General features: G+C 61.1%; 18 protein-coding genes. 3 read left to right on the top strand and 15 right to left on the bottom strand.

Going from position 1 to position 17,212, the window contains the following annotated elements; translation table 11 throughout:
• The first annotated feature begins 16 nt into the window (after nucleotides 1–16).
• Nucleotides 17–955 carry a pca operon transcription factor PcaQ gene (pcaQ, locus tag BLW69_RS20105; RefSeq protein ID WP_092664661.1) on the top strand — a complete coding sequence of 313 codons (939 nt, stop codon included), beginning with the start codon at nucleotides 17–19 and terminating at the stop codon, nucleotides 953–955.
• A 54-nt stretch (nucleotides 956–1,009) separates the two neighbouring features.
• The gene (locus BLW69_RS20100; RefSeq protein ID WP_092664502.1) at nucleotides 1,010–2,266 is read left to right on the top strand and encodes a glycerate kinase type-2 family protein; all 1,257 of its coding nucleotides are present in this window, start codon (nucleotides 1,010–1,012) and stop codon (nucleotides 2,264–2,266) included.
• A 12-nt stretch (nucleotides 2,267–2,278) separates the two neighbouring features.
• On the opposite strand, the gene BLW69_RS20095 is transcribed toward BLW69_RS20100, so the two are convergent.
• From BLW69_RS20095 to BLW69_RS20080, 4 genes are all read right to left on the bottom strand, one after another.
• Nucleotides 2,279–3,184 carry a S1C family serine protease gene (locus tag BLW69_RS20095; protein ID WP_062454437.1) on the bottom strand — a complete coding sequence of 302 codons (906 nt, stop codon included), beginning with the start codon at nucleotides 3,182–3,184 and terminating at the stop codon, nucleotides 2,279–2,281.
• Nucleotides 3,185–3,382: 198 nt separating this feature from the next.
• Nucleotides 3,383–3,910, bottom strand: coding sequence for a DUF992 domain-containing protein (locus tag BLW69_RS20090; protein ID WP_062454438.1), 528 nt, complete (start codon nucleotides 3,908–3,910; stop codon nucleotides 3,383–3,385).
• Nucleotides 3,911–4,102: 192 nt separating this feature from the next.
• Nucleotides 4,103–4,516, bottom strand: a complete 414-nt coding sequence (locus BLW69_RS20085) for a TIGR02588 family protein (protein ID WP_062454440.1) — start codon at nucleotides 4,514–4,516, stop codon at nucleotides 4,103–4,105.
• A gap of 10 nt (nucleotides 4,517–4,526) precedes the next feature.
• A complete protein-coding gene (locus tag BLW69_RS20080; protein WP_244473913.1) occupies nucleotides 4,527–5,420 on the bottom strand; it encodes a TIGR02587 family membrane protein in 894 nt (297 codons plus the stop codon).
• Nucleotides 5,421–5,538: 118 nt separating this feature from the next.
• Here BLW69_RS20080 and BLW69_RS20075 point away from each other — a divergent pair, with 118 nt between their 5' ends.
• Nucleotides 5,539–6,174 (top strand): alpha/beta hydrolase family protein, encoded by a 636-nt coding sequence (locus BLW69_RS20075; RefSeq protein WP_092664500.1) that lies wholly within the window; start codon nucleotides 5,539–5,541, stop codon nucleotides 6,172–6,174.
• 28 nt (nucleotides 6,175–6,202) lie between these two features.
• Here the strand turns inward: BLW69_RS20075 and BLW69_RS20070 are convergent, their stop codons facing one another.
• From BLW69_RS20070 to BLW69_RS20025, 11 genes are all read right to left on the bottom strand, one after another.
• On the bottom strand, nucleotides 6,203–6,997 hold the full coding sequence (locus tag BLW69_RS20070) for a DUF1194 domain-containing protein (protein ID WP_092664498.1): 795 nt from the start codon (nucleotides 6,995–6,997) through the stop codon (nucleotides 6,203–6,205).
• Between the two features lie 103 nt (nucleotides 6,998–7,100).
• A complete protein-coding gene (locus BLW69_RS22870; RefSeq protein ID WP_175487295.1) occupies nucleotides 7,101–7,277 on the bottom strand; it encodes a hypothetical protein in 177 nt (58 codons plus the stop codon).
• A gap of 291 nt (nucleotides 7,278–7,568) precedes the next feature.
• Nucleotides 7,569–8,348 carry an ABC transporter ATP-binding protein gene (locus BLW69_RS20065; protein WP_062454446.1) on the bottom strand — a complete coding sequence of 260 codons (780 nt, stop codon included), beginning with the start codon at nucleotides 8,346–8,348 and terminating at the stop codon, nucleotides 7,569–7,571.
• A complete protein-coding gene (locus BLW69_RS20060) occupies nucleotides 8,345–9,361 on the bottom strand; it encodes a FecCD family ABC transporter permease (protein ID WP_062454447.1) in 1,017 nt (338 codons plus the stop codon). Before BLW69_RS20060 ends, BLW69_RS20065 begins: the two co-directional genes overlap by 4 nt.
• Complete coding sequence (locus BLW69_RS20055) at nucleotides 9,358–10,344, bottom strand: FecCD family ABC transporter permease (protein ID WP_062454449.1); 987 nt, start codon at nucleotides 10,342–10,344, stop codon at nucleotides 9,358–9,360. Before BLW69_RS20055 ends, BLW69_RS20060 begins: the two co-directional genes overlap by 4 nt.
• Nucleotides 10,341–11,387, bottom strand: coding sequence for an iron-siderophore ABC transporter substrate-binding protein (locus BLW69_RS20050; protein WP_082476207.1), 1,047 nt, complete (start codon nucleotides 11,385–11,387; stop codon nucleotides 10,341–10,343). The genes BLW69_RS20055 and BLW69_RS20050 overlap by 4 nt, the downstream gene beginning before the upstream one ends.
• 80 nt (nucleotides 11,388–11,467) lie before the next feature.
• Nucleotides 11,468–13,528, bottom strand: coding sequence for a TonB-dependent siderophore receptor (locus BLW69_RS20045; protein WP_244508903.1), 2,061 nt, complete (start codon nucleotides 13,526–13,528; stop codon nucleotides 11,468–11,470).
• A 338-nt stretch (nucleotides 13,529–13,866) separates the two neighbouring features.
• Nucleotides 13,867–14,331, bottom strand: coding sequence for a GNAT family N-acetyltransferase (locus tag BLW69_RS20040; protein ID WP_244508902.1), 465 nt, complete (start codon nucleotides 14,329–14,331; stop codon nucleotides 13,867–13,869).
• Between the two features lie 48 nt (nucleotides 14,332–14,379).
• Nucleotides 14,380–14,673 carry a ribosome modulation factor gene (locus tag BLW69_RS20035; RefSeq protein WP_092664492.1) on the bottom strand — a complete coding sequence of 98 codons (294 nt, stop codon included), beginning with the start codon at nucleotides 14,671–14,673 and terminating at the stop codon, nucleotides 14,380–14,382.
• Nucleotides 14,674–14,746: 73 nt separating this feature from the next.
• Nucleotides 14,747–16,249 carry a carnitine 3-dehydrogenase gene (locus tag BLW69_RS20030; protein WP_092664489.1) on the bottom strand — a complete coding sequence of 501 codons (1,503 nt, stop codon included), beginning with the start codon at nucleotides 16,247–16,249 and terminating at the stop codon, nucleotides 14,747–14,749.
• On the bottom strand, nucleotides 16,246–17,157 hold the full coding sequence (locus BLW69_RS20025; protein WP_092664654.1) for a 3-dehydrocarnitine:acetyl-CoA trimethylamine transferase BcoG: 912 nt from the start codon (nucleotides 17,155–17,157) through the stop codon (nucleotides 16,246–16,248). Before BLW69_RS20025 ends, BLW69_RS20030 begins: the two co-directional genes overlap by 4 nt.
• Nucleotides 17,158–17,212: the final 55 nt, after the last annotated feature.

Below are 17,212 nucleotides of genomic sequence, written 5' to 3'. Positions count from 1 at the left end.
CCCATGGGTTATGAATTTGGACAATCTGAAAATCAAGTTCCGCCACCTGCAGACCTTTGTCGAGGTCGCACGGCAGAAGAGTGTCGTGCAGGCCTCCAAGGTGCTGAATGTCAGCCAGCCGGCGGTGACGAAGACCATTCGCGAGATGGAGGAGGCGCTTGGCGTGACGGTGTTCGAGCGCGAAGGCCGCGGTCTGCGCTTGACGCGGTCAGGGGAAGTGTTTCTGCGCCACGCCGGGACCACGCTCGCCTCCTTGAAGAGGGGCATGGATGCCGTCTCCACCACCCGCTTTGGTGACACGATGCCGCTGCGGATCGGCGCACTCCCGACGGTCGCCAGCAACATCATGCCGCGGGCAATGACGCTTTTCCTTGCCGAGAATGCAGGCGGCCAGGTCAAGATCGTGACGGGCGAGAATGCCGTCCTGATGGAACAGCTACGCCTCGGCGACCTCGATCTGGTGGTGGGACGGCTTGCGGCGCCCGAGAAAATGGCGGGGCTGAGCTTCGAGCATCTCTATTCGGAACAGGTCGTGTTTGCGGTCCGCACCGGGCATCCACTGCTCGAGGCGAAACAGTCGCTGTTTGAAACGCTGGGTCATTTCCCGATCCTGATGCCGACGCGCGGATCGATCATTCGGCCGGTCGTCGAACAGTTTCTGATCACCCACGGCATTACCGATCTCCCGGTCCAGATCGAGACGGTTTCCGATACGTTCGGTCGCGCCTTCGTCCAGACCAGCGACGCTATCTGGATCATCTCCCACGGCGTTGTGGCGGCCGATATCGCCCACGGCCTGCTGGCAACGCTGCCCATCGACACGGCGGAGACGAAGGGTCCGGTGGGGCTGACCCTCAAGGCCGAAGCCGGCGTCCCCGCGCCACTCGACATTCTGATGCAGACGATCCGCCAGGCTGCACGCGGCATTGCAGGGGCGGCGGGCAAACGCGATTGACGACCGCAAGTCACCGTGATCGAACGGACGAATGAAGGCATGAGGGAGCGGAGAATGCAGGATCGGGAATTGTTGGAGGCGATGTTCCGCGCAGCGGTAAAGGCAGCCGATCCTCTAACCGGCATCAGCCGGCACCTGCCTGAGCCGCCACAGAACGGCCGTACCGTAGTCGTCGGCGCCGGCAAGGGCGCAGCCCAGATGGCAGCTGCGCTGGAAACGATATGGCCCGGCGAGCTCTCAGGCGTCGTCGTCACCCGTTACGGCTACGGTTGCGAAACACGGTTTATCGAGGTTCTGGAAGCGTCTCACCCTGTGCCTGATGCGGCCGGTCTCGCCGCTGCGGTGAAGATCATGGAAACGGTCTCTGATCTGACGGAACGGGATCTGGTGATTGCACTGGTCTGCGGCGGCGGCTCTGCCCTTCTGCCGGCGCCACCGGAGGGACTGACGCTCGATGACGAGATCGCCCTCAACGAGATCCTGCTGGCATCGGGCGCGCCGATTTCTGCGATGAACGTTGTCCGCAAGCATCTGTCGACGATCAAGGGTGGCCGTCTTGCGGCAGCAACCCAGGCCAGGGTCGTCAGCCTGATCGTCTCCGACATCCCCGGCGACAATCCGGCCTTTGTCGCGTCCGGCCCGACAATCCCCGACGAAAGCACGCGGCACGATGCGCTGGCCATCGTCGAAAACTACGGACTCAATCTCACGCGGGCCATGATGGCGCATCTGACGTCACCCGCAGCCGATGCTCCGGATCCTTCAGACCCGGTTTTCGCCCGGAACGAGCATCACGTCATCGCCTCGGCCGGCGTTTCGCTGCAGGCCGCCGCCGAGATAGCGCTGGCACACGGCCTGACGCCGCATATCCTGTCGGATTCCATCGAAGGTGAAGCGCGCGATGTGGCGCTCGTTCATGCAGCGATTGCGCGGGAAATTGCAAAGCACGACCGGCCGTTCGCCAAGCCTGCCGTGCTTCTCTCAGGTGGCGAAACGACTGTGACGCTGCGCTCCGACGGCGGACGTGGCGGACGCAACGGCGAATTCGCACTGGCCCATGCGCTCGCTATCGACGGCCTCGAGATCACTGCGCTCGCAGCCGATACGGATGGGATCGACGGCTCCGAAAACAACGCCGGCGCCTTTTGCGACGGCAGCACGACAAGGCGACTGATCGCGGCCGGACAGGATGGACGCGCGCTTCTGTCACGCAACGACAGCTATACCGGCTTCGAAGCGACCGGTGACCTGTTCGTCACCGGCCCGACGGGCACGAATGTCAACGATTTCAGGGCGATCCTGATCCGGTAATCCGGCTGTCGTTCACTGCAGTTGCGGTTTCAGAAGGAAGTCGTTGCGGTCCGCCGATTTCACGCGAAGCCAGGCTTCGCGGCCGTCACGGAGAACACGCATGGGAATTTCCGCACCGGGCGGACCGCTTTCCCAAACCTTGCGGTAGAAGTCAGCCAACCCGTCGACCTCACCGTCGCGGATTTCCGAGATGACGTCGCCACGCTTGAGCCCTGCCTTTGCGGCCGGGCCATTTTCGGTGACGCTCATGACAACGACGTCGCCATTCGTTTCTGCCGAGAACGCGCCGAGCCAAGGGCGCGGCTGGCGCTTGAATTCGCCGCTGTTGAGCAGGTCATCCAAGATTGGAGCCAGTAGGTTGATCGGGACCACCATATTGATATCGGCGATCTCTCCGCCCTTGCTCATCTGCAGCCGTAGCGAGCCGACGCCGATCAACCGGCCTTCGGCATCGACCATCGCGGCGCCTCCCCAGGAGGGATGCGCCGGCGTGATAAAGATCGCCTCGTCGAGCAGGTACTCCCAGTATCCTGCGAACTCCTGCTTGGCGACGATATTGCCGCGCACATACTGGCCCTCCCCGTCCGCAAAAACGATCGGATCTCCGACAGCAGCATTGTCGGAATCCCCGATCTCGAGCGCAGGCAGTTCCAAGGGCGCCAAGGCCTGCACGAGACCGAAGCCGCTTTCCTGATCGTAGGCGAGTGCATGGCCCGGGACCTTGCGGCCATCACGGCTCGTGATCCACACGTCATCGGCCTCGGTAATCAGATAGCCGATCGTCAGGATAAGACCGTTTTCCCGGATGACCACACCGCTGCCTTCGCGCCGGACGCCGAGAGCATCGGCCGTGAACGCGTTATCGGGAATGGAGGCGCGTACCGCGACGACGGACGCCAAGATTTTCTCTATATCCATGATGCCGATCCTTATCTTGTCGCGGTAGGGGCGCGGCCGCCTAGCCGAATTGATTGATCGCAAACTGCACGCTGTTTCCAAGCGACAGGGTCAAAATATGATTTTGCGCGGACCGGTTCAAGAGGTTGCTACCAGACATGGAAAGGCCGCCGGAGTTACCCGGCGGCCTTCCAAATGACTTGACGTCTGGCCGATAGATCAGTTGGCTGGGGTCAGCGTAACCGAAGTACCTGTCGCAGCAACGTTCAGGCCGAGCTGACCGGTGATGCTGACGGTCTGGAGATGGATCGAACCGGATGTGCCGCCGACGAGAATGTTGGCGCCGATGCCGGCACCGACAGTCGCTTCAGCCGTTGCGCCCTGGTAGAGGCCGCCGAGCGAACCGTGGTGATAGCCAGCGGTAGGTGCGAAGACTGCCCAGATCAGGCGGCTGCGCGTGGTAAATCCGAGATCGACACCCATCTTGCGAATGACGCCGGTGTACTGATCGATCGGCTCGCTGCCCATCGTGGACGAGAAGGTGCATTCGGCTTCCTTGGCGGAACCGATGACGTAACCGACGCCACCGCCGACCTGGCAATCGAGATAGCCGATACGGACGCCGCCGCGCTGGTCAGCTTCCTGGTATGGTGCATCCCTGCGCGAAATCACGTCTGCAGAAAAGGCGGTCGTTGCGGTGAGAACGATCGGCAGGGCGGCAACAGCCGCGGCGAAAGTCTTATTCATCCCTGTACTCCATTTAATTCTTCTTTTACCGCGACCTCACCTCTTGGTCGGTCGCAGGCAGCGAACATAAACGCACATGACTCCGAATCGATCCCGTCATCGCTACACGAAATGTCACGCCGGATTCCAGAACGTGAGTGGATTGCATTGGCGGCGCCCGTCGAAAAGCCATGATCGGCTGGCGGCGTCCGTTCAGGGATCGGTGAAGCTGATCGTCCGCAACCGGATCTGATCCTGACGCGGCTCACGGGCGAAAAGGATGGCTCCCGAGGCTTTCGATTGCGCGGGAACGTAATCGAAGGTGACATCCGCCTGTTCGACGGCCGCATCACCATCCATGACCTCGCCGCGCACGACGACCGCTGCCGCCGTTCGGTTAGCGCTGTTGGAAACATCGAACCGGATGCGGTAGCCGCCCTCGACGGGCATGCGCTCGGTGATCTCGATACGGAACGCGGGCGGGACTTTCTCCTCACTTACGGCGCGCCAGCCAACCCAGCCTAGGACGCCCGCAACAATCAGCGTCGAAACGATCGCAGTGACCCACTCGATCCAGTGTGCCTCACCCTTTTCGGTGACCTTGCCGATATCGCTCGTGTCTTTCATCAGGGCCTCGCTAAAGGATCAGTCGGGCCGCGGCAGCGCCGATCGCCCCCGGGAATGAGAGGACGATGACCGAGATCAGCACCGGCGTTGCCGCCATGCCGTCCAGCCGGCCGAAGATCCACAGCACATAGAGGCTGACCAGCATCGCGACCATATAACCGGGAAGCGTGTAGCGGAAGAAGATAGGCCAGCGTGAGCTGTCTTCCGGCATTCTGTGCCCGCCGCGAAAAGACACCGCATAGACGAAACAGTGCATGATGGCGATCGACACCAGGATTGTCACGACCCCGTGCCAGTTCATCATCTTGTAGGAAATCAGGACGACTTCTTCCGTCGGCGCGACATTGAGGTTGAGAAACAGTGCACCGATCGCCATCAGAAACAGCTCGCGCACGTAGTTCGTCGAAAGACTGTCGGGAACGGCATCTGATGACTGGGACGTCTCGTCGTCCTCGTCGTCAGCGTTATCCTCTCCACCCAGCTGGGAGCGCCCGAGCATGGCGCCGATGCTTGCCGGAACCGCCTGGATGGCGATCTTGCCGATGATCGTTGCCATGGGCATATCGGCCTTCAGCACGCCGAGCATCACAAGTGCCGCACCACTCATGACGATCCCGAGCGCGAAGGCCGTCAACGCGTCGCGCACGGCCTGCCAGAAGGTAGAGGTCCGCTCAAACCCGATGAGATGCGCAAGCACGATCAGGAGCGGGATGTTGACGAGGAGCAGGATCAGGAGCCGGGATTGCTCGATATAGAAACCCAGTTCCCACAGCTCCATCGTCATCAGCATGGGAATGCCGAACAGCATCGCGCCCGCGGCACCCCGGCCAAGGCCCACGAGAAAGCGCCGCAATTCGCCATCGGCTTGCGTCTTGCTGTTTTCGATACTGGCAGTTCCGCCCAAACCGGTCGCTTTCGCTTACACGCCTGAATGGCATAGATAGGAACATGGCCCCGATTGGCTAGCTATCCGTCTGCCGATAAAAGGACTTATCCTCAGTTTGCGGAAGGGCTTCTTGACGATGGCGACACAATTTCTGATCGATGGACGACAAGACGCGCCGGTGACCATCCTTCTTGCGCATGGCGCAGGCGCCCCGATGGATTCAGGCGCGATGACAGCCGTCACTGAGGCTCTCGCTGACGAAGGGTTTCGCGTGGCGCGGTTCGAGTTCGCATACATGGCGGCGCGGCGTGAAAGCGGCAGCAACCGGCCGCCACCGAAAGCCGAACGATTGCAGGAGGAATACCTAAAGGCAATCACCGACCTTGATGTGAAATCCCTTTTGGTGATCGGCGGAAAATCCATGGGCGGACGCGTCGCCAGCATGGTTGCTGACCAGGCGTTTGCCGATGGCAGGATTGCCGGTCTCCTCTGCCTGGGTTATCCGTTCCACCCGCCGGCCAAACCGGACAAGCTCCGCACCGCACATCTGAGCGACCTTAAGACGCCGACGCTGATCTGCCAGGGAACCCGCGACCCGCTCGGCAGCGAAGAGGAGGTCAAAGGCTACGATCTTTCGGACGCGATCGAACTCCTGTGGCTTCCCGATGGCGATCACGATCTGAAGCCGCGAAAAACCGTTTCAGGCTATTCCGCCGACGATCACCTGAAGACGGTTGCGGCCCACGTCAAAAGCTGGTCCGCGGGGCTTTGATGCTCACTACCCCGTCTTTAGTCTTAGTCTAACGGTCGAAAATGTCCTGCCACTGTTTCTCGCCCATCATGCAATCGCTCTTGGGCGCCGAAGCAATCTTCATGACTTTCTCCGGTGGCGTGATGCCGCTCACCTCCATCACCAGCTTGCGGCGCACCGCGACTGCGAAATCCTCGATGCGGTGAACCGGGAGAACGAAGGAGCCCGGACCACCCGTCACGCAATCCGCGTAATACTTGTCCAGGCCGCCCGGTGCACCTGACGGTCGCAGCATCAGAGCTAGACCGTTGATGACGATTCCGGCCTCGACCGCCTTGTTCCTTGCAGGCTCAACCGGGTTGCCGGAATTGTTGGGCCCATCGCCCGAGATATCGATGACCTGCCGCATGCCCCTCAGCGGGTTGGAGACGATCATCGTCGCCCCTTGCGTGATCGCCGCGGAAATCGACGTCCGCCTCTGTGTCTCGATCGGACGCGCTGCCAGTTTTTGCGTAAAGACGAGCGCATCCTGCGCATTTTCGATCACGTGCCAGTCGATGACCGACCCCGGCACGACCCCGCCAGCCCATTCGAAATAGCTGATCGCAATGCGGCCGGTCATGCCTGACCTGACCGCATCGAGAAATTCCCTGTGCTGGAGAGCTTCGATATAGCCTTCGCGTTGGATGGCGACCTCTTCGAAATCCATGGAACGGGAGGTATCGACGGCTAGGACGAGTTCGACATCGACCTCGCCGGACGGACCGCCCGCAGTGGCAGGCGATTGTACGACGGGCGTTGCAGCCAAAGACAGGCTGATCAGCATCGCGAGTGTTGCAAGCATCTGCACTCCAATCACTGCGTTTGTACTGCTGAAAACAGTAACACAGGAATGAAAAGCTTCGATGCCGTTGCGCGAACTCGACTTCAACTCTCAGTGATGAGAATCATTCTGCAGGCGTCACCTCCTGCTGGGTGCCTTGTGTGAGCGCTTCGACAAGGCAATCCATGATCGCTTTTCTGAGCGCGTAGGTGCTTGCGCTGGTTCGCTTGCGGTCAAGGCACTGCGCGGCTTCGATCAGGCTCATACCGTGGTGGACGACAATCTGATGGGCCCTGTTCATGGCCCAGTATTCGACTGAAGAACTCTGGTCTTCAAACCTGTGGCTTACTGCGTCCAATGTGGCCTCACTAGATAAATGCATCGTGACGGCGAATCATTTGCTGAGCAGAATCTAGCGCAACAGTATAGATTCGTGAATCCGGCACGGATTTGCTTCGCGGCAATAAACAGTCCAAATTCTTAAGTGAAAACAATCACTGTTAGTTTTTATGAATGAGATCTTCCCCGTGATATGAATATATATCACGTTTCTGGCGCGAGGCTTGTCGGCATGCCGCCGGCATCGACCAGTTTACCGCGGGACGACCATCGGTTTTCCCGTCACCGGATCGGCAATGATCATTGATTTCAAACCGAAAGCCGCGTCGAGATTGGCTTCCGTCATGACCTGCTCGGGGCTTCCCACATCCACCAGTCCGTTACTGCCGAGCAACACGAGATGATCGGAAAACCGGACGGCTAGATTGAGATCGTGCAGTACGGCCACAACCGTCGTTCCGTGGTTGCGATTGCGCTCGCGCAGCACGGAAAGCACGTCCATCTGGTGGCTGAGGTCAAGCCATGTCGTCGGCTCATCGAGCAAAAGGTAGGGCGTATCCTGTGCGAGCACGAGCGCGATCCAGGCCCGCTGCCTCTGGCCGCCGGACAGTTCGTCGAGCGGCCTGTCGGCGAGATCGGCAAGGCCGACCTGTGACAACGCCCGTTCGCAGGCGATCGCATCGGTCTCGCTCCAGGGCGCGAGCAGTCCGCGCCAGGGTGTGCGGCCTCGCCGCACCAGATCAGACACACTGATGCCTTCCGGGGCCTTGGATGCCTGCGGCAGGATGGCGAGCCTTCGTGCGAGAGCTCTCGTGTCGATCTTCGCAATATCATCCCCCCCCAGCGTCACAGTGCCGTGCAGCGGCGGGATAAGCCGTGCCAACGCTTTCAGAAGCGTCGATTTTCCGCATCCGTTCGGCCCGAGAATGGTCGTGATCTTGCCGTCCGGCAGTGTGAGCGACAGATCCTGGATCACGATCCGGTCGCGATAGCCAAGGGTCAGGAGTTCGGTTTTCAGCGCCTTGCCTGTCACAGGTCTCCAGTCTCCATTTCACGCGAGAGCAGCCACAGTAGATAGGGCGCTCCCATGATCCCTGTCATCACGCCGACCGGTAGCTGCAGACCCGGCACAAGCGAGCGCGCGACGAGATCCGCGAGTACAGTAATTGTGGCACCTGTGACGGCGGCTGCTGCAAGCCGCGATCCCGGACTGCTGGCCTTAGTCATCCGCGAGCCGAGCGGCCCGGCCATCAGCGCCACGAACGGCACCGGCCCCGCCACGGCGACACCGGCGCCGGCCAGCAGCACACCCGTGGCGATCAGCAGATATTTCGACCGGCGCACACGCGCGCCGAGACCCGTTGCAAGCTCATCGCCCAGTTCGAGCAGGCCGAGCGAGCGCACCTGAAAGGCCAGCAAAGCAAACAGAACGCCGCCGGTGGCGGAAACCTGAAGCGCATGTCCCCAGTTGCGGGCGGCCAGAGAGCCTGCAAGCCAGCGCTGCGCATCCGCAGCCTCCTGGAGCGGCAGGCGGGTCATCAGGAAGCTGCTTGCAGCAGAACAGAAAAAACCCATTCCGAGGCCGACGAGAATAAGCGTCAGCGCCGCCTGCGTACCGTGCCGCCGGTAAGAAAGTCCCGCAACAATGACAGCCGCAATCAATCCGCCAGCGGCGGCCAGAAATGGCAGCGGCAGGGAAAGGCCGAAGGCGACGCCGCAGATCACCGCAAGGCCAGCACCTTGCATGAAACCCATCACATCCGGCGCCGCCAGCGGATTGCGCAGCAGGATCTGGAAGATCGTGCCGGACGCGCCGAGAACGGCCCCGACACCGACTGCCGTCGCAATTCCCGGGCCTCGCAGGACACGCAGCGTCAGCGCTCCTGGCCCGGTCCCCGTCCATAGACCGGTCCACAGATCCTGCGGTGTCAAAAAGATCTGGCCGAGCATGAGCGATGCGAGAATGGAGGAAAGCAGCAGGCCAACCAGCAGGACGACGCCAGCCCTGCCGCCACCCCTCGCCCGACCATTGCCTCGCGCCGTCACGATGTCGCTCCGGGACGAAGCCGCCGTGCGATGATGACGAAAGCCGGAGCCCCGATCAGCGCTGTCATGATGCCGACGCGAATTTCCGATGGCGCGAGAAGGATACGCCCGAGCGTATCCGCATAGAGCAGGATCGACGCGCCGATGACAGCGGCCGCCATCAGCTCGAACCGCAGGGCGTGTCCGGCGACGCGCCGCGCCAGGGGCGGAACCAGAAGGCCGACGAAAGCGATGGGGCCCGCGACCGCGACCGCAGCACCCGTCGTCAGCGTGATCGCCACGAGAGCTCCGGCCTGCACGCGCGCCGGTTTCGTGCCCAGCCCGCGGGCAAGCGAAGACCCGAGTGAAAGTGCCTCGATGCGCGGCGCAATCAGGAGAGCCACCCCGATACCGATGGCAGCGGCGCTCCCCATGCCGGCGAGCGGACGCGCGCCAGCCTGTGCCAGCGATCCTGTGATCCAGAAACGGAGAATTTCGAGCGTCTCGTTGCGGGCAAGGACGATGGCCGAGACCAGAGACAGAAGCATCGCATTGAGCGCTGTGCCCGCGAGCGCCAGCCGGACGGGGCCTGCATCGCCGCGTAGTCCACCGCCCAGCATGAACACGGCGGCGGCGGCGAGTGCTGCGCCCGGAAAGGCCATGGCAGACATCAAGCCACTATCGGACCGCCCTGTCAGCAAAGCCGCAATCACCACTGCGAAGGCGGCACCGGAGTTGACGCCCATGATGCCGGGATCCGCCAGCGGATTACGAGTGAGCGCCTGCATGATCGTGCCGGCGATACCGAGGCCCGCACCGGCGATCAGCGCCGCGACAAGGCGCGGCATTCGGACGGAACCGATGACGATATGGACCGGATTGCTCTCATCATATGCAAAGATTGCCTGGAACACATCGATAGGCGTGACATCGCGCACCCCGACGCCAAGTGTCAGCACCACGGCGAAGAGGAAAATCAGGCCAAGGACGGCGGCTGATTTCACGGGGCAAGCCCGGCGGCAACGCTTGACGGAACCTGTGTCTCGACTTTCCCGTCCAGAGCCAACCCGATCTCCGCTTCGAGCCGCTCGAGCGCGAACGGCAGGGAAAGAACGCTGCCGAAGGTCAACGCTCCGGCCAGAAGCGCTCCGGCCAGAACCTCACGACCCTCGACATGAGCCTTCAGCGTCTTGCGCATCGGCATTGAGACGATGTCCGGCACGGCATCGGACGTGGAGACCCAGATCAGCAGGTCCGCGTCGAGACTGGAAAGATCCTCCGGGGAAAGCCGGGCGTAAAAACCCTCGTTTGTTTCGAGGTTGGCGAGTGCTGGCGGCGGCCTGAAACCCAATTCCTTCAGGAACGTCGCGCGGGTATCGGTGCCGATGAAGGCACCGGTTTCTCCGCCGAAATTGTAGGCGCAGACAGCGGTCTGTTCCGCCCATTGCGGATGCCGTGTCCTGATGTCCGCAAACCTCGACTTGACGCCTTCGATGAGTTCCTCAGCCTTGCCAGTGTTGCCGACCGCGCGACCGATGACGCGGGTCTGGGCGTCCCAGGTGGTGCCATAGGCGAGATCGCCCTTTTCCTGCATCAGGACAGGCGCAATCTGGGATAGGATATCGTATTCGGCCTGCGAGATACCTGATCCGATGCCGATAATCAGGTCCGGTTGGAGCGAAGCGACGATCTCCATTGACACTTCACCCGAGATGACCTGCGGCTGGGCATCTCCCATCAGCGCCTGGGCCCAAGGCCAGACGTTGTAGGGATAGCCTCCGAACCACTGGCGCGTGGCGACAGGGACGACACCCAGCGCCAGGAGAGGATCATGGGTGGAATACCCGAGCGAGACCACACGCCTGGCCGGCTGCGGCAGTACCGTTTCACCGAAGGCATGGACAAAGCGAAGTTCGTCTTGCGCCATCGCGACACCAGGAAGGCCTCCGGTCGCCGCAGCGGCAAACCCCGACGCGATAGCCGTCAGAACCTGTCGTCTCGTGGGTGCAACGATACCGAAGCCGATCGCTGTCTGGCAGATAGGCATCTGTAAACGGTCCTTTCCACAGTCATGTCTTGGTATAATCAGGTTTCACAGTTCGAGTGCCCCATTGAGGCGAAGCCCGGTTACCAAGTGTATTTCAGCGTTGCGAGAACCGTACGGCGATCGCCGTAATAGGCGGTGTTGCTGAAGCCGTCGATCTGGCTGATATATTCCTTATCGAGCAGGTTCGTGACGTTCGCCGAGAGAGCGACGTTGTCGCGGATCTGATATTTCACGGCTGCGTCGAACAGGACCCTCGACGGAACGGGATCCGTGTTGGCGTTATCGGCATAGGAACTGCCGACCAGGCGTCCGCCAACGCCGAGCGTCAGATCGCCGCGCGCGCCGTTGCCGGGAAGCGTGTAGTCGAACCATGCCGACGCCATGTGCTTGGGAACCAGATACGGCCGGTTGCCGACGAGAGTGGGGTCGACATCCTCCTCGATCTCTGCATCCAGGTAGGAATATCCGGCGGTAAAGTTGATCCGATTGGACAGCGCGACCTTGGCTTCCAGTTCGAGACCGCGAACGTTGATCTTTCCGACCTGGTACTGTGCCGAATAGTCCGGTGCCCATTGTGCAACATTGGTCTGCGTCAGGTCGAACAGTGCCGCCGTGAAGAGCGCATCGATGCCGGTCGGCTCATACTTGATGCCGATTTCGTACTGCCTGCCTTCCTGCGGTTTAGGGGTGCCGATGAAGTAGCTGCGATTGGCCGCAACCGGCAGGAAGGATTCCGAGTAGTTGGCGTAGACGGATACTTCGCTTGTTGCCTTGTACGTCACACCGGCGCGCTTCGAAAAATTCTCGTCGATCGCGTCGGAGTAGGTCCCGTAGGAGGTGTTTTCTGTCTCGGCGTGATCATAACGACCGCCAACAGTGAAGATCAGCCGATCGTCGTAGGTCAGCTCTTCCTGGATATAGAGACCCTTGGTCGTGAGATCGGATTCGGACGCAACGCCGGCACCGAATGACACGCAGCTTCGACCGCAGTATACCGGATTGCGGATATCGCCGATGCCGAGTGCAGTACCGTCAAACCGCATTTCCTCGTTGCTGTCGCGGCCGTAGTCGAAGCCGAGCAGCGTCCGGCTGTCGAAGGCACCAAAGCTCGCCTCGTACTGCAACTGGTTGTCGATATGGAAGCGCGTGGATTCGCCGTAGACTGCAAGAGCGTTCCGGCTCGTGGCTGGATCAGCCGAATTGTAGACACTCTCGTATGTGACATCGAGTTTGGTGTACCTGGCGTTCTGGCGGAACTCGAAACCATTGCCGAAATCGTGGCGGAACTGGTAACCGATATTCTTCTCGATTACGTCCATGTTGTCGAAATCTTGCTCGCCGAGATAGGTCTCGGAATCGATGCCGGAGCCGAGCGGAATGCCGTGAGACGTGCTGCCGTCACGCTTGTTGTAGTCCATCAGAAACGTGAAGGACGTATCCGCGGTCGGAGACCAGGTCAGCGCCGGCGCGACGTAGATGCGATCGTCTTCGGTCTCGTCGATCCCTGCGTCGGCATTCTGCCACTTGCCGGTCAAACGATAGCTCCAGATACCGTCTGCATCCAGCGGGCCGCCGAAATCGGTTCCAGTCTCGACATGACCGTCGCCGAGTGTCGTGTAGACTTCGCCGAATTTCTCGTCCTGCGGAAGCTTGGTCACCGCATTAACGATACCACCCGGTCCCGACAGTCCGAACAGAGACGAGTTGGAACCCTTCAGCACTTCGATGCGCTGCATCGCGTAGGGTTCGATACGGTTGGTCGTAAAATCGCCACCCGTATACATCGGCAGACCGTCGCGATAGGTCGCGTTGCCGGTCGAGTAGAACCCGCGGATCAGATAGTGATCGTAGCGATTGTCGGAGCCGTAGATGTCGGTCGAAACACCCGGCGTATAGGCCAGAGCCTCGTCGAGCGTCGTGACGCCGCGCTTTTCCAGTTCTTCTTCCGTCACGACGGAAACCGAAGCGGGCGCGTCGAGCAGAGGGGTATCGGTCTTGCTGCTGGAACGGGAAGCCTTGGCAACGATCGTCGCATCAGGACCCACTCCATTGCCACCGCTTTCGAGCACAATCGGCGCGAGCGTTGTGCCGGTGGCATCAGCTGTCTGTGCAAGAGCCTGCAGCGGCAGCAGGATTGCCACACTGGAAAGAAGCGCTATCCATTGGGCGCTTACCCGTCGCCCCGTCGAAATCCGTGAAAAACCATTGACTTGAAAAGGTCTTGACCGAAACGCCACGCGAAATTCCCCTCGTACTAAAATTCCTGCCACGACGCCCCGCCGCTTCAGACCAAGCGGAAAGGAAATCATGATTATTTTGATCAGGAATTATCGGGAGGGCTTTTGCAAGTCAACGGCTGAACTCTTTTGCTCAAAGCAAGAGTTGCCCGGAACGGAAACGCGAGGTCAAACTGTGGCAGGAATGTCATAGCGGGGGCGCTGGCTGTCCGTGCTTCCGGGATAGGACAGCGCTTTCTAAGCTAGCTCCGTTCAGCCAGCGCGTTCAGTTTCGCACCCTCGAGACGGTAGAAGATGTGGGTTTCCTTCCGCTCGCCGCCAAGGTCGTCGTAGAACTTCAACAGCCGCTGGTTCGTGCGCGCCGCCGTCCAATCGACGCGGCCAAACTTCCGTTCGACGGCAATCGCTGCAAGCCGCTGCATCAGTTTGATACCAACCTCTTGGCCCCGCTCGGAAGCTGACACGAAAAGCTCTTTGAGGAACAGGCCCGGCACCAGGCCGGGACCGGGAAAGATCGAAGCGAAGGCGGCAAAGCCGATCACGCGGCTGGTTCCGGCGACGATGATCTCGGTATTGAGCGGCCGGTTGAGAATCCCCGCGACGATTGCGTCCCGCGGAGGGCAGAACACGCCGTAATAGCCCTGCATTTCCTCGAGCAGTCCCGCAAGTTCATCGGTGTCCCCGGCGCTAAACGGACGAATCTGCATGATTTTTGCCCTGTTGGGATACGTGTGATCGTCCGGCAGAAAAATCAATCAGCTCGGATCCTGATATCCTTCCAGCCAAAGTGCGCGACGGTCAAGATCATCCGTGTAAGGGCAGGTGTCCAGCGTGTTGCCGCTTGCCGCGGACCTCCGGCCTTCTTTCAGGATGATCAGCCGTTCCGAATCCGTCAGTGTATCAGGCTGGACTGCGGTGCTGTCGATGGCTACTTCCACCCGCACCCCCTGTCCACGCAACGCATCGATCGAAGAGACGGCATCCTGCGCCGTTGCGAAACTTTCCCGAATGATCTGATCGCCTCGGACGGCCCTTAACTCGTAGGTCATGGCGCATCTCTCCTTGTTGTCAGAAACAGAGGAGATGCGGTTATTGTTCCGGCCGCCTAACGCTTCCGCTGAGCTAATTTTTCTGCCCGACTGAGCGGCCTGCCCCGTCCGGGAACGTTAGCTTGGCATGCGCCTGCGCAATCGGCGCAAGCTTTGCCATCACTTCCGGAGGAGCGACAACGGATTTGCCGGCGCTTGCATCCACATGCAGCATCAGTTGCTCTGCCGTCGCGATGATGCCGTCAGTCTTCGAGTCGTGAATGGTCGAGAAAAATCGGACGCGCTTTTCGTCGACGGACAGGATCTGCAGTGTGGCGTAGATCGCCTGGCCGAGCTTGGCCTCGCCCAGATGCCGGATATGCGTCTCGACCGTGTAATAGCTGTGGCCCGCCTCGACATACGCGAAGTCGACGCCGATCAGGCGCAGCAGGGCATCGGACGTGTCGCCGAACACCTGGAGGTATCGGTGCTCCGTCATGTGGCCATTGTAATCGACCCAGGCGGCGTTGACCTTGGTATCGACCAGCCGCAGCGGGGCCGAGGTGTCGACGGACAGGCTTGTCCCCTTGCCGTTTCCGCCACCTTCGGACCAGAGATGCGTCTCGAACTCGGACAGGATTTTGCCCGCGCCCCAGCCCTTGCCGCCGTCGCCGGCCTTCAGCGCCTGCATGATTCCGACGAGGTTTTCATCCCGGATCCGCTCCAGATCGCGGATGCCATAGGCGCCGGACTGGGCATCCGATTGGGCTGCGATCTTGTCGACCAGGGCGTCATCGAGATCGACCACGTCGGTCAGCTTGGTCCAGGGCCAGGCGAGGCAGGGGCCGAACTGCGCCAGAAAATGCCGCATGCCCGCTTCGCCACCCGCAATGCGGTAGGTTTCGAACAGTCCCATCTGCGCCCAGCGCATGCCGAAGGAATAGCGGATCACATCGTCGAGTGTCTCGGTATCGCAGATATCGTCATGGATCAGCCACAGCGCCTCACGCCAGAAGGCTTCCAGCAGACGGTCGCCGACAAAGGCTTCGATCTCCTTCTTGAGGATCACGCCCTTCATGCCAATCGGCGCCAGCCGCTCGCGGGCGAGAAGCAGGGTCTCCGGACTTGTGCGTTCCCCGCCGACCAGTTCGGCCAGCGGCAGCAGGTAGACCGGGTTGTAGGGATGCGCGACGAACATTCGCTCGGGATGCCGCATGTCGCGCTGCAGTTGCGTCGGCATCAGGCCGGATGTGGACGACCCGATCAGCGCCTTCGGATCGGCGGCCGCATCGATTTTCGTCAGCACGCCACGCTTCAGGTCCAGCCGTTCCGGGACGCTTTCCTGGATCCAGTCGGCGCCTGCGACCGCCTCCTCCAGCGTGGGGCAAAAGACGAGTTTTCCCCGAGGCGGCAGCGGCGCCATGGTCAGCATGCCATAGGCGCGCTCCGCATTGGCCACCACCTCCGTGACGATGCGCTCGGCATCGGGGTGCGGATCGAAGATGGAAACGTCGATGCCGCCAAGCAGGAAACGCGCGGCCCAGGCGCCACCGATGACACCGCCACCGATACAGGCTGCCTTCTTGATCTTGCTCATGCCGATCGCCGTTTCTGCAGCTTGAGTTTTTCACGCACTTCGGCCGGGCCGATGATCTTTGCGCCCATGCCCTCGATCACGCCAACCGCCTTTTCGACGAGCTGCGCGTTGGTCGCGAGCTGCCCCTTGCCGGCATAGAGATTGTCTTCAAGACCGACCCGGACATTGCCGCCGGCCAGCACCGCTGCCGCCGGATAGGCAAGCGCGTTGCGGCCGATCGAGAAGGCCGAGAACGTCCAGGTTTTCGGAACGTTGTTGACCATGGCCATGAACGTGTTCAGGTCGTCGGGCGCGCCCCATGGAATTCCCATGCAGAGCTGGATCAGCACCGGATCCTCGATCAGGCCTTCCTCGACGAGTTGCTTGGCAAACCACAGATGGCCGGTATCGAAAGCCTCGATCTCGGGACGCACGCCAAGCGCCGTCATCTGCCTTGCCATTTCGCGCAGCATCGACGGCGTGTTGGTCATGACGTAATCGCCGAGCGAGAAATTCATGGTGCCGCAGTCGAGCGTGCAGATCTCCGGCAGGCACTCCGCCACATGCGCCACACGCTCGGTCGCGCCGGCCATGTCGGTTCCATCAGGATTGACCGGGAACGGCGCTTCGACATTGCCGAACACGAGATCGCCGCCCATGCCGGCGGTGAGGTTCAGGACCACATCGACATCGGCCGAGCGGATGCGATCGGTCACTTCCCTGTAGAGTTCGATATTGCGGGCCGCAGCACCGGTTTCCGGGTTGCGCACATGGCAGTGAACCACGGCGGCTCCCGCCTTCGCCGCGTCGATCGCAGAATCGGCGATCTGCTTCGGCGTGATGGGCACGTGTGACGATCGTGATGTCGTATCTCCGGCACCCGTCACGGCGCAGGTTATGAAAACCTCGCGGTTCATCTCAAGCGGCATCATATGCTCCTTCTGATTGAGCGTATTACGACCGAGAGGCAGATGGAATGCTTTG

This window comes from Rhizobium sp. NFR12, from assembly GCF_900108545.1.
GTDB lineage: Bacteria > Pseudomonadota > Alphaproteobacteria > Rhizobiales > Rhizobiaceae > Neorhizobium > Neorhizobium soli.
The sequence above is the reverse complement of the archived record's forward strand: the minus strand, read 5'-3'. Positions and strand labels throughout refer to the sequence as shown.

Bases quoted from the DNA above. Each gene is read 5' to 3' on its own strand.
- BLW69_RS20100 (WP_092664502.1), top strand. From the start codon at position 1,010: ATGCAGGATCGGGAATTGTTGGAGGCGATGTTCCGCGCAGCGGTAAAG.
- BLW69_RS20095 (WP_062454437.1), bottom strand. From the start codon at position 3,184: ATGGATATAGAGAAAATCTTGGCGTCCGTCGTCGCGGTACGCGCCTCC.
- BLW69_RS20090 (WP_062454438.1), bottom strand. From the start codon at position 3,910: ATGAATAAGACTTTCGCCGCGGCTGTTGCCGCCCTGCCGATCGTTCTC.
- BLW69_RS20085 (WP_062454440.1), bottom strand. From the start codon at position 4,516: ATGAAAGACACGAGCGATATCGGCAAGGTCACCGAAAAGGGTGAGGCA.
- BLW69_RS20075 (WP_092664500.1), top strand. From the start codon at position 5,539: ATGGCGACACAATTTCTGATCGATGGACGACAAGACGCGCCGGTGACC.
- BLW69_RS20070 (WP_092664498.1), bottom strand. From the start codon at position 6,997: ATGCTTGCAACACTCGCGATGCTGATCAGCCTGTCTTTGGCTGCAACG.
- BLW69_RS22870 (WP_175487295.1), bottom strand. From the start codon at position 7,277: ATGAACAGGGCCCATCAGATTGTCGTCCACCACGGTATGAGCCTGATC.
- BLW69_RS20050 (WP_082476207.1), bottom strand. From the start codon at position 11,387: ATGCCTATCTGCCAGACAGCGATCGGCTTCGGTATCGTTGCACCCACG.
- BLW69_RS20040 (WP_244508902.1), bottom strand. From the start codon at position 14,331: ATGCAGATTCGTCCGTTTAGCGCCGGGGACACCGATGAACTTGCGGGA.
- BLW69_RS20035 (WP_092664492.1), bottom strand. From the start codon at position 14,673: ATGACCTACGAGTTAAGGGCCGTCCGAGGCGATCAGATCATTCGGGAA.
- BLW69_RS20030 (WP_092664489.1), bottom strand. From the start codon at position 16,249: ATGAGCAAGATCAAGAAGGCAGCCTGTATCGGTGGCGGTGTCATCGGT.
- BLW69_RS20025 (WP_092664654.1), bottom strand. From the start codon at position 17,157: ATGCCGCTTGAGATGAACCGCGAGGTTTTCATAACCTGCGCCGTGACG.